Genomic DNA, 14,162 nt, shown 5'->3' with positions numbered 1-14,162 from the left:
CTTAGACTTCCATCTTTGGCTTAAATTACAGCTTAGTTGGCGGCTTCACTCAGAATTAACACTTTTGGTGGTTCTTCCACACGACCCCTTTTAGCTATGGGACTTGGTGCATTTTTTCTTGGTGGAGGAATGTTTGTTTTAAATATCGCTTCTAGTGCTTACTGGCTTGTAATTATGGTCTGCTTGATTACAACATTAGGTGAAATGTTGGGGACAACTTTATCTCAGCTTCTTTGTTTTCAATATGTTTCAAAAGAAAAAAGAGGTAAGGCTATGGGATACTACAAATTCCTATATGCATTTGGAACTATCTTTGGAACCTTAATTGGAGGAAAAATACAGGTTACTTTTGGAGAAAACTATATATGGTATTTTTGTGGAATAATAGGTTTTCTATCATTAGCATTATGCTTAAAAGTTAATTCGAGAGAATTTAAACCTCAGTTGTTGACAACTTAATACAGCCACGAAAAAAATTTGCTGTATTTGCTGGCATAGCATTATCAGGTGCACAATTCGGATAAAAGAAATTGAATCGTGAATCCTTCTGCACAACTTCTTGTGCAAGAGTGATATCTATTCCAGTTGAGGTGTGAATGTATGTAATATCGGTGTTTTTTACTTTATTTTGTAGAATAGAACCTTGCCATATCCCATCATCTTTAAGAATAAATAATTTAAATTTTTGAATAATCCTATTTAAATCTTCAAGATTTTTTAGTGTACTAATTGTATTTTGAGTTTTCGGAGAAAATGCACGGGTAGTTGGATATTGCATGGAATAGTAGATATCAGTATTCATATTATTTAACGAAAAATACTGAGGAGCAATTATTGTTGGAATATATTTTTTTAATCCATATGAGTACGTTAAAGTATGTTGAAATAATTTTAATGGTGCCAAATTATCATCATTAATCGGAGCAAGTCCTGGATAAGCCGCAACAGCGATATCTAGGACATGTCTTGCAGTATCAGTTAAATAAGGGTTGATAGTAAAGTTGCCTTTTTCTTGCATTAAAGAATATGCAATATCAAAATAATATTGATTCCTAGTGTACTCAGACTCTTTCCAAGCCAACTGAAATAAAAAAGACTTAACTGAATTCCATTTGGTATTATTGATGATGCTATCAACCCATTTTTTAGAAAAATAAATTAATTGCATATTCCAACTTCCCTTATTTGAGTTTGCATTCACAATATCTTTAAATAATTGCCAATGATCATATGGACATGAAGGAATTTTACTTAAAACACCAATTTCTCTTTCTAACTTTCTAAATGATGTATTACAAGTTAAGTATGGCAGGGAAAAAATTGTTCTTGCTCCTGCCGAAGCACTTAATAATCCATTAGGAGCATAAGGAAGAGGTTTGTATTCACTTAAGACGCGAGTGAAATTAAAAAAATTTCCTGGATTCATAATTGCTATGGGTATGGTTCTATTTTTTTCTGGAAGATCCACAAAAAATTCAATGCTCTTAGCTAAAACCATTCCAAGCGGTGAACTATCAGCCCCATATCCAATATCATCAAAAATATCTTTGGGTGTATCAGAAGCGGTTAATCGATAAAAAGATCCATCTTCATTGGGTATAAATTGACTTTTATCATCCCCAATTATTGAGCCAAATGGAAAACTTAAAATGTACAAGGGATAATTTTCATCAGGAGAGAGCATATCTACTTTTGATGTGAACTCAGGAGCGACCTTAAAGAAGGTATCGCGTATATCATTCCAGTAAACTCGCTCGATTCCCTGAGACATATATAATCCTTATAATAGATTGAATATAAATAGACCAAAATAAAAAAAAAGGTCAAAATTATACATGGTATTTTACATGTTTCTTAAAGTGCATGTAAATGGTTTACTACATAAAAAGATTGTTATCGAATCTGAATTGAAAAATCTATTACAAGGATTTGTGATGAAAGAAAAGAATCAATATAAACCTGTTCATATAACCTTATTTTTATCTAGTAAAGAAAACAAAGCATTATCTATTTCAGCTGAAAGATCTGGAAGAAATAAAATTCAAGAAGCGAAATTACGACTGGCAGATCATTTAAATAGATTTCGCTCTATTGCGGAATGTGACCATGTTTTTCCCCTACAAGAGTTAAATGAAGAGGGTTTGTCTTAGTGCTGAATCAGCAGATTTCGTAGTTACTTCAATTGGAAAAAAAGGATTAAGCATGAATGCAAAAAATAGAATAATATCAAAAGCTCTTCTAGTCAGTACTGTTGCGGTTTTAACTGGTTGTGCTGCCACTCAAACTGCTTTAGAGCATGGTTCATTGCAAGTCAGTACGAAGCAAAGCGAAACCGTATTTTTAGATCCTGTATCTAAAACACAAAAAACGATATACGTTGCTGTAAAAAACACCTCTGATGAAGAAATGGATATTACTCCACAATTAAAAACTGCCTTGAGTTCGCATGGCTACAAGGTGGTTAACGACCCCAATTCAGCTCATTATTTCTTGCAAGCCAATGTGCTTAAGGTAGGTAAAATGAGTGTCGCTGCAAGTCAATCTGCATTAGGTGGCGGTTATGGTTCAGCCATTGCGGGCGCTGTAGCTGGGACGGCTGCGGGAAGCTTCACCAACTCAGGTACCGGAATGATTGCTGGAGGGCTTGCCGGCGGTGCGATTGGATTAGTGAGCGATAGCCTTGTTAAAGCAGTCAATTACACGATGATTACCGATGTACAAATCAGTGAGAAAGTAGGCAACGGCGTTAAAGTCAACGAACAATTCCAATCCCATTTAAAAAATGGCAGTAGTACGGTCACCTCCCAAACTTCATCACGAAGCACGCAGTATCAGCGTTACCGTACCCGTGTGGTATCTAATGCGGACAAAGTGAACCTGACTTTTGCCCAGGCGCGGCCAGCCCTTGAACAAGGGTTGGTAAAGACATTGACGAGTATCTTTTGAGTTATTTGATGAGTATGAAAAAAAGTAATCAGTAAAGAAGGACAAGCCATGAAAAACAAGGTAATAGCAGGGATTATCAGCGCGGTACTGGGGTCACAATCAAGCTTCGCAACTTATTTAAATCACTACGATTTAGATAGACAGATTGTTGATATTTCTTATCAACTCAACCAGATTGCAGAAAATAACAGCACCGATTTGTGCTCAGGAGATCTCTTGATTGCAACGGCCTACCTGGAATCAGCAGGAGGGGAATTGCAGCATCATCAAAAGGATAAGGCATTAGTCTCTATGGCATACGGGCACAATGAGTTAAAAGAAATCAGTACTGTAAGAAGCTATTGCGCTCATTTATCACATAAGGTGAAGCCTTATCTTGCAAAAGTTATTGTGCTTCAAAGTGAACTTGAGCGCATTTCCTTATCTGATGCGAACGAGCCTCAGGATTAAGGGTGTTGGTTTGGTTTATAACCAGGATAGAAAAGGAACTATTAATGAACACAATAAAAACACTCATATTGCTCATAGCAATGAATGGGGCTGTTGATGCCCAGACCCAATCCATGCCAGAAAGCAATGGGAAGGCGCATCACTTTTTCGTAGCCGATCATCAGATGAATGGCCAAAATGACGTTGATTATTTTAAAAAAATTCTTACAGGCGGTGGGCTTTATGCTCTTTTGCTTGCGATGAACACTGAGGTACCTGATGTGGCAAAATCACTTGAGTATGTGGCAATATTTAAAAAACTTAATGTCACCAACCGCATTTTGTCACAGATTCTAATTGAGCTGAAAAAAAACAATCAATTATTAAGTCTGAACAGGCGCAATGAGGAAATCACCATGGATGGGTAAGCACTCTTTTTAAAGCCACAAAAAACGTTATTCATTAATAAAACGAACTAAAAATGAGCACTAATTTGGGCTCAGGGGATTTTTTTACCAAAAAAAGGAGCATGTGATGAAAATAACTGAAGCACTCAATGATTTAAGCATTAAAGGATATGTGTACTCACGAAACGTACTGCCGTTTTTAATCGTGGGTTACATCATGCTTTGCCTTATACCCGATACGGGTTTTGCTGCTGAAAATCGGTTGAAGGGATTAAAAGAGGAGGTTGTGGCGACCTTTGGCGGTGATTCGGATGTGCCTTATTTTATCTTGTTAGCAGAAGGTCTTGCTGGAGCTTACGCCTACATTAAAACCAAAAATATTGCGGTTTTGGCGGGGGTTCCTGTTCTTATGATATTTACTCACTGGGCGTTGAAATAATGGCACGCGATTACAAAACGTTTAAGCTTTCCGATGAGCCCAAAATAGCAGGTATTCCCGTAACCACGGGATTACCACTCTTTTTGCTAACCGGTATCGGGCTTATCACAGGGTTGTCTTATCAGCTTTTTCTAATCGGAGCGGCGATGAGCGTTGCCATGCATTTGAAGTTTGGCGGATTGCCAATACGCATTCTGTTGTCGATTGTGTATTGGTCGCTTCCTCACAGAATCACCTCCCTATTATTTCCGGGATTTCCTGATTCTGCCAACCGACTTTATATCAGGTAAATAAAATGGATACAAAATTTCGTGATAATGCAATTGCAAAAAACAGACTGCTCCTCAAAATGACCCTGGTTTGGGCGCTCTCAAGTACTTGCGCCGTCTTAGTTTTGGCTTTTTTATGTTTTTATACACTGACTCATCGGCAGGTGCATTGGTTGCCTCTATGTACTGGTTCTGAATTCAGTATTGGCGAGCATGATTATTCGGCTTCCTATCTTCACGAGATGACACAAAAAGCGATTGATTTACGCTTGACCTATAACCCGGAAACAATTGATGCACGCTATACCACGCTTTCTCATATGGTTGAGGCAAACCTTCAAGATTCATTTAAAAAAATATTGGATTCAGAACGAACCACCGTTCATGAGAAAAACATAAGCTCCGTTTTTTATGCACAAAAAATAGCGGTCAATACAGCAGAAGACAAGGCAAAGGTAGAAGGGCTTTTGTATCGCACAAGCCATGGTCTTCAATTAAAACCACAACCTAAAGTCTATTTGGTGCACTTTTCATTTCATCACGGTCTTTTAAGTCTTAAGTCCATTTTGGAGGTGGTCGATGCTCACTAAGATTCTATTAAAAACCAAAACCCTGGTTATTTGGATTGGCCTTGCACTGTCAGGAACAACGAGTGCAAGCATCACACCTTTTGTTCTTAGCTTTAGCGAAGGCGAACAGTTCAACTTAACGGTATCAGGTTTTAATTTTAACCGTATTTTTATAGAAGGTGAAAAAATCACCCAATTAAGCTATCCAGAAGGGGCATTCGTTATTGATAAAAGTGAACTACAAGACCCAGATATTAAAGAAGGCTCAGTTTATTTAAGGCCTCTATTTGAAACGCCGGTTACTGTATTTCTAACCACAGACAAAGGACATCACCTCTCTTTAAACTTAAAACCCGATGAGGGTCTTGGAAAAACCTTACGTTTCATTGCGAAGGTACCTACAAAAATGAACTACATCAAGCCAACAATTCATGATGAAACAGAGGTAGATGAAATCATGGCTGCGATGAAAGAAGGCCAAACCCCAAAAGAGTTTCATGAGAAACACCCTGTTTCAAGACCTTTCTACGTTAAAAAAGACATTAAAGTGCTTTTGGTAAAACAATATAAAGGGGAGCGCATGACGGGGTATGTTTATCGTTTGGAGAATAAATCCAATCATGAAATAGCTCTGTCAGCAGAGATGTTCTCGGCTCATTTGGCTCAATCCTTGTCATTAAGTGATGAAGTACTTGCCCCTCAAAAAGTGGCTTATTTGTACGGGCTTTATGCGAATGAGGGATAGGCCTTGCCTTAAATTGCACTTAAGAGGAAGTAGCGAACATGCTTAAAAACATAAAAGAAAGGATGCGTAAAAAACTAAAAGGTAATGCTAATAAGTTGGCAAAAAGAGAACAAATCCATCATGCGCTTTTCCTGTTGTTGATTGGTTTGGGTTCTTATGGGTTTTATTGCTATTCAAAAGCCCCCTCGCAGCACAAAATAAAACAAGAAGAAGCTCATTTTGATGGAGTCTTTGATAGCAAATTTCATCAAGGAAGCGATGAAGCGCTCATTGAACAGCAACAAAAGCAAATTGATGCTTTAAAACAGTTGGTGGAAGAAAAAAAGAACAGCCAATCTAACACACCCGTGGTTCATGAAATGGATGAGCACACCAAGTTACTCATGGACACCATGCAGACAAAACTCGCTCATCTTGAAGAAGAAAATAAGAAAATGAATGAGCAGTTGCAAGTGGCAATGATTTCCTCACAACAGGCAAGTCAAGGCATTACCGTATTGCCTCCATCGCGCGAAGAAATGGAAGCCAAGCGTAAAAACAGGCAACGAATGGAGCGTGAGATGCTGTCTAAAGCAGGCCTTGAAACAGTGCGTTTTAATGGCCGCAAGAAAAAGAAAGAAATAGAGCGAACTTCTCGAAACTATGTGTGGGCAGGTACTTTTGTTGAAGGGGTATTGCTTACTGGAATTTTAGGCGATGCAGGAATCAATGGTTCAAAAAATATGGGTACCGCTATGATTCGGTTAACGAGCAGCGGGATTATGCCGAACAACCAACACTCGCATCTTGAGGGATGTTTTGCTCTGGTTTCTTCTTATGGGGATTTATCAGGAAGTTCGGTTGTATTACATCTTGAAACCCTCTCTTGCGCAGGCAAGAGCGTCAATTTTGAACAAAAAGCTTATGGCTCTGTGTTTGACTTAGATGCCATGCAAGATTTACGAGGCACATCCATTTTAAAAACAAAACCATTGCTGACTTACAGTGCTGCAGCAGGTGTTTTAGCAGGGATTGGTAATGGAGTAGCTAATTATGGTTCAGCCCAATCTTTTAATCCCAGTAATGGTACCTTCACCACGTATTCGCCACTGTCTATGGCTCAGTCTGCTGCAGGAGGAGGAATTAGTAATCCTGCCAATCGCATTGCAGATTATGTGATGCGTATTGCCGATATCTATCATCCTTTAGTCGTTGCTCGTGCAGGCAGAAGGGTTTCTGTTTTATTTACCAAGGGATTTTGGATTGACAAAGAGCATCAAGTCTACGAGTCCGGCAAGTCAATTGACGAGGTGCGCGCCCAAAAAGAACGCACTATTACAACAACAATCAGTCGTGCCCAAGCGATTAATGCAGAAGGAGTTGAAGCACCTGTAAGAACACCTTCTTTAATTGAGCCCGAACTCATGATGCAAAGTAATTCGCGTATGGAGCAAAATCTTCCAAGACCGCTCATACAAACCAATGCCCCATTATTTTCAACCGTTAAAAACGAGGAGCCTCCACATGATTAAAAACGTACTGGTTCTATGCGCCGTGGTCGCGACCACGACTCTTTGTGCCTGCTCCAAATCCATTTTAGACAATCAGGATGCGCGCTGCCCCTTTGCCGATAGGGGCGGATGCCAAAGTATGGAAATGGTCAATCGGATGGTTGAAGAAAAGCGTTATACCCCTGACGGCCAGTTTGTACAGCAGGCAAATAACATCAGGTACTTCAGGGACAAATAAACAAATGCAGTTTTTAAATGGTCATAGGGACACAGGAGAAGCAAAATGGTTGCACGAATAAGTGAGCGGATCAAAGAAACAGTTGAGGCACTTAAAGGGTATTGGAATGAACTCACTGCCGATGATGAGCCGCTTAATCAGAGCGCAGGCACATTGAATTGGCAAGCACATCGATACCCTTCATTTACGGAAACTTTGCCGTATCAATACTTTGATGAACAATCCCATCTGTTCTTTAATAAAAAAAATGCAGGCCTTCTCTATCGCATTGTTCCTTTAACAGGGGCTAATGAACAGATTGCGGAACAATTGGATAATTTAATCCGCACCAAAATTTCACATGAGTTCACTTTGCAGGTTATTTGTGTCAAACATAATAAAGTAGGACATGAAATTGATGCTTTTGCAGAGCAGTTTGCACATGCTGAATTTAAAAATTTAAGCCTTATGGGCGATAACCTCAAAGCATTTTACCAAAATGCTGCCATTCATGGATTTCAAACAAAAACAGCCGTCTCCCCTCGATTGACCCATACAGAATGTTTTATTGTGATTGATAAGATTAAGAAGGAGTCTGAGCGCGATTTAAAAGCATGTTTTGGGAAATTTCGAATCTCGTTTGAAGCCTCATTAACCGCAGCAAAAATTGGATTTAAGCGGGGCAATACATCAGATTTTTTACATTTATTAAATTTCTACCTGGATAATTGTCCCGATACGATTTATCCCCGTCCTGTTCGGTATCATGCAACCAAGTATTTGAATGAACAAGTGGTTTCTCATGATTTCGATTTGGAAGTAAATAATGAAGCGGTGCAGATTCGTGGAGTGAGTCAGGAAGGCACATCTTATGAAACGGCAGTTTCTGTTTTAACCATTGATGATTTACCGGATGAGCATCAATTATGGGAAAATCTAAATAATAGCAATAATATTTTTCATCCTGAGCAAAGCATTCCTTGCAATCACATTGTTTCAGTCACCTATCTTGTTGATGATCCGGTTAAAGCCCAAGGACGTGCCAATCGAAAAACCCGCGATTTAGATAAAAAAGCAAAAAGTGATTATGCCTTAAATGTTGCAGGAACAGAGAATCAAGCACGCAACTGGCGTTTATTTCGCAATGATTTGGTAGCCCAAAAAACACGGGCAGTCAAAATGCTTTATAACGTGGTGCTTTTTTCAAGACCTCATGAAAAAGAGCGCGATGTAGAAGCTGCACGCAGTGTCTATGCGTATAACGGGATAAAGCTTGCATTAAGTAAGCGCATGCAATTGCCTTATTTTTTGACGTCTATGCCCTTTTTGTTCACAGGGCATGTGGATGCCGTATTTTCTTACCCCACAATGATGTGGCCGATTTCTTCCTGGAATGCCACGCAATACTTACCTGTTCTTTCGGATTGGACAGGTGTGGGCAAAGGAATTTTACTGCCGACTTTGCGCGACCAATTTGCCTGCATTGATCCGTTTTCAAGCCGGCTTGGCACCAACTTCAACATGGCGGTTACAGGAACCGCAGGCAGCGGTAAAAGCTTTTTCATTCAAATGTTGATGCTTAATGTGCTTTTTAATGGAGGCGATATTTTTATTATTGATGTGGGAGGTAGTTACAAGAAATTATGCCAGGTGCTTGGAGGGGTTTATCTGGAATACAGTAATCTTTCAATGAATCCTTTTACTCATGTCAAAGATATTTTAAGGGAAATTGATGACATCATTGCTTTGTTTGAGCTGTTGGCATGCCCCACCAGTGGAGCTACAGATGATGACAGAGGAACACTGCGCGAAGCAATTTTGACTGCATTTTACAAAACAGCCAATCAAACACGAGTTGATGACGTGCAGAGTGAGTTGATTGCCCTTTATGACTCCAACAAAGAAGCTTACCCTACGGCGCGAATTCTTTCTAAAAATTTGCAACGCTATTGCTCTTTTGCAGAGCATGGACAGGTGTTTAACCAACCATCGCAACTTGCGCCTAGTGCACGGGTGATTGTCGTTGACTTAAAAGAAATTGAAGACAATCAAAGCATTCGTGCTCCTGTATTGCTGTCGGTTATTTCTCAATTTCAAAGGCGCATGTTTGATTCGGACAGAAGCAAGCAAAAAATGTGCATCATTGATGAAGCGTGGTCATTTTTTACCGGAGATGCAATTGCGATTCAATTCATTACCAAAGGGTTTAGAACCGGACGCAAACATAAGGCATCGTTTGTGACCATCACTCAAGGAATCGATGATTATTTTGAATTTCCTGAGGCGCGTGCGGCTTGGGAAAACTCGGCAATCAAGTTGATTTTTCTGCAAGACACCTCATTGCTAGAACATCAGAAAAAGCATGAAACTTTTTCCGAGCTTGAGGTGGCTCTATTAAAAGCCTTTCCTAAAGCAAAGGATGCTGGATTTTCCCAAGTTTTATTACGGGCTAATGGCATTTCCTCGTTTCATCGTTTGTTTGTCTCGCCTTTTATACGTGTGCTTTTATCTTCAGATGGGGATGATGTTCAAGCGGTACAAAATTATCAGGCATTGGGCTTAGAGTATATGCAGGCCATCATGCGTGTTGCCAATGAGCATGATCCGATTTTGGGTTCACCCATACAACCGATTAATCATGGAGTTACCGATGCAGCTTAATCAATGGAATGTAAGCTACAGAATGGTTCTTGGGGCTTTGGGTGGATTGGGTCTATTGCTTTTTTTGTGTTCACTGACTCAGAGTCGCCCCTCTTTGGTGGTCATCGATATGACGCGTGCCATTCAAAAACCATCCATGATGTTGGCGCGATCCAAACTGACCGAACAAGAACAATTAAAGATTATGAGTCGATTTTCAGCGCTAATACCTAAGGTAATTAAAGCTTATGGCGCATCGCATCGGGTAACGGTAATCAGCGCCCCTGTTTTAGTTAGCCAAAATACTCAAGATGTGACGGATGAAATTGTAGAGCAAACCATTTCAAGGATGAAGCATGAACACTAAGGTAAGACAAGGGTTCATGGCGTTCTTGATGAGTTTAGGCATCCTTGCTCATGCCCATAACCTAGGGAACTACGGGCAAGTATTCCCAGTCATTGAAGAGGACATTCGAGACGTGATTATGAAGCGATTACATGCCATGCAAGAAACAGGAGAGCTTGCAAGGCATCAGCGCGTGATAGAGCAACGAGTAGCAGAACATGCCATACGACCTAAACCGCTTAAGCTTTTACCTACCAATGAGCCTAAAACATTTCGTATTGACCCTTCAGTATGGGTATCCCATGATGTTTGGGCTCCCGATGGAACGCTCGTTGCTAAAGCAGGCATGCGCATTAATCCATTTGCGCACATTCAATTTTCCAAAACCTTATTCTTTTTTAATGCCGATGATTCCAATCAAATGAAATGGGTTAAAAGGCACTACCGTGATTATAAACAGGTCAAATTTATTTTGACTTGCGGAGATATTCGCGAGGCTTCAAGGCGGTTAGGGCGAGTTTATTTTGATGTGAATGGCGTATTGACTCACAAGCTTCACATCAAATCCGTGCCTAGTGTGGTGAATCAAGACGGTCTTTATTGGCAGATTAAAGAAATTGGAGTCCATGATGCCTAGATACCTATTTTATATCCATTTGCTCTTTTTAGGATTGCTTTCTCCACTTCATGCATCTCAATGTAAGGGGCATTTTGTCAATCCCATCACCGATATTTGCTGGAATTGCCTGTTTCCTTTATCTATTGGGAACTTTAATGTGGTGAACAGTCATTATCCCGATCCCAAAAATCCAGGTAATCCTTTGTGCTCTTGTCCTCATAAAGGTCAGCTCTTGGGCGTAACCATAGGCTATTGGGAGCCTTTTGCTCTGGCTGATGTGACTCGAAAGCCTTACTGCATGGTTAATCTAGGGATACAACTTCACATTAAAGACCAAGGTTTGGGTGGCTCCCAAATGCCTGATACGGATGGCAAGGGGGCTTTTTATTATGTCCATTGGTACAAATATCCATTGATGTATTGGTTACAGATTCTTACATCGATTGGATGTATGGAAACTGAAGATTTTGATGTAATGTACTTAAGTGAGCTTGATCCTTCCTGGAATGATTCTGAATTTGCCTTTGTCATAAACCCCGAGGCAACTTTATTTAGTAGCCCTCCTGCACGAGCAGCATGTGCAGCCGATGCCACAGCGGCTTTGACTGACATGGCCATTGATTCTTTATTTTGGTGTCAGGGGGCTCAAGGTTCAACTTATCCATTAACAGGGTTTGTGGCCAACCAGTCAAGCCCAATTTCTGCGGCAACGCTTTTAACAGAGCGCGTGGACTTCAAACTTCATCGGATTGGTGCGATTACTGATTCAGTAGGTAAAGATGCACCTTTCATTTGCAAAACATACGCCTCATCCATTTTACCGAAAAGTCGCTATCGCTATCAGTTGGTTAATACATTACCCGATGCGCGCCAGTGTTATCCTTTTGGGCATTCAGTGATTACGTGGGAGACAGGGCACACCTACCCAAGTGACGGCGATAACTTTGGTTTTATGATTTGGCGCAAGAAAAATTGCTGTTTTCTTTAAAGGAGGTCTTTAAGTGATTGATTACTCAATAGTTAAGAAAAAAATGCTCCATAGGGACATGCTCCATAGAGCGGTGTTATTGAGCTCTATATTTTGGTCTGTGAGCGCGTGTGCCAATATAAATGATGAGCTTTCCTCATATCATGAGCAAGCAATCCAGCAAAAATCGGCGATACCAAGTAGCACATTAAAATCCTTAAGCAAAAACTCATCACAGGATCAGTTGAAATACAAGGACTTTACTGATGCGATTATAAGTCATGAAGGCAATCGTATATCAGACAAACAAAAACCTAAAAATGTGGATGGCGCTGTTTTGTTTGTCTCTTTTTCCATGCCCAAGGCGCTTTTATTTGCACTTGGCGATGAAGCAGCGCGATTTAATATCCCCTTGGTTATTAATGGATTAGTCGAAGGCGATTTTAAAAAAACAATTCAAACCTTTAAGCGCCTGAATCAAGAAGCATCCATTCGTCACTTAAATTTTCAAGGGGTATCCATTGATCCCGTTTGGTTTACCCAATATCGCATCTCTTCTGTCCCTGCATTGGTTGTAACTCAAGGCTCCTCATCATGCCAAACACAAACAGCATGCCCTGACTCCTTATTTGATGTGGTTTACGGCAATGCAAGTATTAAAAAAAGCCTTGAGTTAATAGGGACTAAGGGACTTGCTGCACCTGATGTGGCAAAAAAGATACTGGAGCGTGGACATGTTTAAATGCGCAAGTGGCGTGATTTTGATTTTTGGATTAATCGCGACAGCTTTAGCCAATACAACCGCACAAGATTTTCCCCAATTAAAAGAATATGCAAAATCGTTAAGAGGGCAAACTCGTGAGGCATTAAATCACTTTCATCCTGAAACCACCTTTAAGGACTACAATGAAAATCCTACCCAAAAACAATACTATAATGGGGTTGAAACGGAGAAAACGGATTTAAGTGCCGCAAGCCGCCAAGCATTAAAGGAGGATAGAGGAGGGCAAGAAGTCATTAACCATTTTGGAGAACGACAATTTGAAGTCAATACCCAAAGTACTGTCATCCAACAGGCAAAATTAATAGAGGAAGAGAGTTTTAGCATTACGCATGGTATTTCCAATGATCGCATTCACTGCGATGAAACGCCACAAGAGTGTGACCTAAAAACACATGACGAACTATGTCATACATCAAGAAGATTACCCGATGGACAGTGCTCTAAAAAACTTAAGGTGGAGGTCAACAAAGAGCACATTAATCAACACATGAACATCGAATTTACCGTGAAAAAGAAATGGGAGGGGTACATTAGTGTCAACCTCACGACCGGCGCGATTACCAATGCAGTTTCCGGTCAAGTGAACAGCCCTGTGGCATTGAAACAACCCTGCGATGGCTTAAAGGCTACAATTCACTCCATTCGCAATAATGGGCAAGCGGCACCCTGGGTTAAAGTAAGTACTTATCCTAGCTGTAAAAACAATGGATTACTGGTACTTCACCTTACCCAAAAATGGGCACGTTACTACCCGATTCAAATCCGCTTAACGTTTGACGCCCTCTCTCGCGCCTATGTCAATGAAGAGCATTGGGATACTGATTGCGGTGTATTGGAAGGCAGTGGTTTATGCCAAGTCAAAAAGGAACAGTGTACTGAGTCCAACACGACTCATGTCATTGAGGGATTGCCTGTCACACGCCCATGCTGGGCATATGATGCAACATACAGTTGTGTTTCAGCGCGTGCCGATGAATGTGTGGCACAAAAAAATAAAGGTTGCCTGCAATCAAGCTCACGTTGCACTCTAATCGAGAATAATGCTTGTTCTTTATATGAGCAAGTATATCGCTGCCAGGAAAAGGTGTGCCCAAAGCCGATACCTTGTCTTAAGAATTTATTTTGTGCCGATGGGGAATGTACGCAGAACAATGCAACTCAAAATGAAGATTTTGGGGCAGCGATGGCCCCTCTTTCTGTAGTTGGAGAGGCGGGTCGTGAGTTTGGTAAAACTCAAGCCACTCTTTTTTCAGGGCATCAAGTCACGTGCAAAATTTGGATATTTGATTTGGTTG

At 40.3% G+C, this 14,162-nt stretch carries 18 protein-coding genes; 17 read left to right on the top strand and 1 reads right to left on the bottom strand.

Annotation, left to right across the window (positions count from 1 at the left end; genetic code table 11):
- Positions 1–36: 36 nt before the first annotated feature.
- On the top strand, positions 37–459 hold the full coding sequence (locus tag Lsan_RS03310; RefSeq protein WP_058513116.1) for an MFS transporter: 423 nt from the start codon (positions 37–39) through the stop codon (positions 457–459).
- On the opposite strand, the gene Lsan_RS03305 is transcribed toward Lsan_RS03310, so the two are convergent.
- Positions 434–1,771, bottom strand: coding sequence for a hypothetical protein (locus tag Lsan_RS03305; protein WP_058513115.1), 1,338 nt, complete (start codon positions 1,769–1,771; stop codon positions 434–436). The genes Lsan_RS03310 and Lsan_RS03305 overlap by 26 nt on opposite strands.
- Before the next feature lie 163 nt (positions 1,772–1,934).
- Between Lsan_RS03305 and Lsan_RS03300 the strand changes: the two genes are divergently transcribed.
- The 16 genes from Lsan_RS03300 to traN all read left to right on the top strand — a co-directional run.
- A complete protein-coding gene (locus tag Lsan_RS03300) occupies positions 1,935–2,150 on the top strand; it encodes a TraY domain-containing protein (RefSeq protein WP_202814619.1) in 216 nt (71 codons plus the stop codon).
- 52 nt (positions 2,151–2,202) lie between these two features.
- The gene (locus Lsan_RS03295) at positions 2,203–2,946 is read left to right on the top strand and encodes a complement resistance protein TraT (protein WP_058513118.1); all 744 of its coding nucleotides are present in this window, start codon (positions 2,203–2,205) and stop codon (positions 2,944–2,946) included.
- A gap of 48 nt (positions 2,947–2,994) precedes the next feature.
- Entirely contained in the window at positions 2,995–3,396 is a 402-nt protein-coding gene (locus Lsan_RS03290; protein ID WP_058513113.1) for a hypothetical protein, read from the top strand.
- 44 nt (positions 3,397–3,440) lie between these two features.
- Positions 3,441–3,803: a hypothetical protein gene (locus Lsan_RS03285; RefSeq protein ID WP_058513112.1), complete on the top strand. Its 363-nt coding sequence runs from the start codon at positions 3,441–3,443 to the stop codon at positions 3,801–3,803.
- Between the two features lie 106 nt (positions 3,804–3,909).
- The gene (locus tag Lsan_RS03280) at positions 3,910–4,221 is read left to right on the top strand and encodes a type IV conjugative transfer system pilin TraA (RefSeq protein ID WP_058513111.1); all 312 of its coding nucleotides are present in this window, start codon (positions 3,910–3,912) and stop codon (positions 4,219–4,221) included.
- Positions 4,221–4,511, top strand: a complete 291-nt coding sequence (gene traL, locus Lsan_RS03275) for a type IV conjugative transfer system protein TraL (protein WP_058513110.1) — start codon at positions 4,221–4,223, stop codon at positions 4,509–4,511. Before Lsan_RS03280 ends, traL begins: the two co-directional genes overlap by 1 nt.
- Positions 4,512–4,516: 5 nt before the next feature.
- A complete protein-coding gene (locus Lsan_RS03270; protein ID WP_058513109.1) occupies positions 4,517–5,080 on the top strand; it encodes a TraE/TraK family type IV conjugative transfer system protein in 564 nt (187 codons plus the stop codon).
- A complete protein-coding gene (gene traK, locus Lsan_RS03265) occupies positions 5,070–5,804 on the top strand; it encodes a type-F conjugative transfer system secretin TraK (protein ID WP_058513108.1) in 735 nt (244 codons plus the stop codon). The genes Lsan_RS03270 and traK overlap by 11 nt, the downstream gene beginning before the upstream one ends.
- Before the next feature lie 38 nt (positions 5,805–5,842).
- Entirely contained in the window at positions 5,843–7,315 is a 1,473-nt protein-coding gene (locus tag Lsan_RS03260; protein ID WP_058513107.1) for a TraB/TrbI/VirB10 family type IV secretion system protein, read from the top strand.
- On the top strand, positions 7,308–7,532 hold the full coding sequence (locus Lsan_RS03255) for a hypothetical protein (protein ID WP_058513106.1): 225 nt from the start codon (positions 7,308–7,310) through the stop codon (positions 7,530–7,532). Before Lsan_RS03260 ends, Lsan_RS03255 begins: the two co-directional genes overlap by 8 nt.
- Positions 7,533–7,577: 45 nt before the next feature.
- Positions 7,578–10,172 (top strand): type IV secretion system protein TraC, encoded by a 2,595-nt coding sequence (gene traC / locus Lsan_RS03250; RefSeq protein ID WP_058513105.1) that lies wholly within the window; start codon positions 7,578–7,580, stop codon positions 10,170–10,172.
- Positions 10,162–10,518 carry a TrbI F-type domain-containing protein gene (locus Lsan_RS03245; RefSeq protein WP_058513104.1) on the top strand — a complete coding sequence of 119 codons (357 nt, stop codon included), beginning with the start codon at positions 10,162–10,164 and terminating at the stop codon, positions 10,516–10,518. The genes traC and Lsan_RS03245 overlap by 11 nt, the downstream gene beginning before the upstream one ends.
- Positions 10,508–11,134, top strand: coding sequence for a type-F conjugative transfer system protein TraW (gene traW, locus Lsan_RS03240; protein WP_058513103.1), 627 nt, complete (start codon positions 10,508–10,510; stop codon positions 11,132–11,134). The genes Lsan_RS03245 and traW overlap by 11 nt, the downstream gene beginning before the upstream one ends.
- The gene (traU, locus tag Lsan_RS03235) at positions 11,127–12,104 is read left to right on the top strand and encodes a conjugal transfer pilus assembly protein TraU (protein WP_133134318.1); all 978 of its coding nucleotides are present in this window, start codon (positions 11,127–11,129) and stop codon (positions 12,102–12,104) included. Before traW ends, traU begins: the two co-directional genes overlap by 8 nt.
- Before the next feature lie 13 nt (positions 12,105–12,117).
- The gene (gene trbC / locus Lsan_RS03230) at positions 12,118–12,825 is read left to right on the top strand and encodes a type-F conjugative transfer system pilin assembly protein TrbC (RefSeq protein WP_133134317.1); all 708 of its coding nucleotides are present in this window, start codon (positions 12,118–12,120) and stop codon (positions 12,823–12,825) included.
- The coding region (gene traN / locus Lsan_RS03225; RefSeq protein ID WP_058513101.1) for a conjugal transfer protein TraN at positions 12,818–14,162 on the top strand (1,345 nt) is incomplete at its 3' end. The genes trbC and traN, both read left to right, overlap by 8 nt.

The organism is Legionella santicrucis, assembly GCF_001468135.1.
Classification (GTDB): domain Bacteria; phylum Pseudomonadota; class Gammaproteobacteria; order Legionellales; family Legionellaceae; genus Legionella; species Legionella santicrucis.
This window is presented reverse-complemented; position numbering and strand designations above follow the sequence as displayed.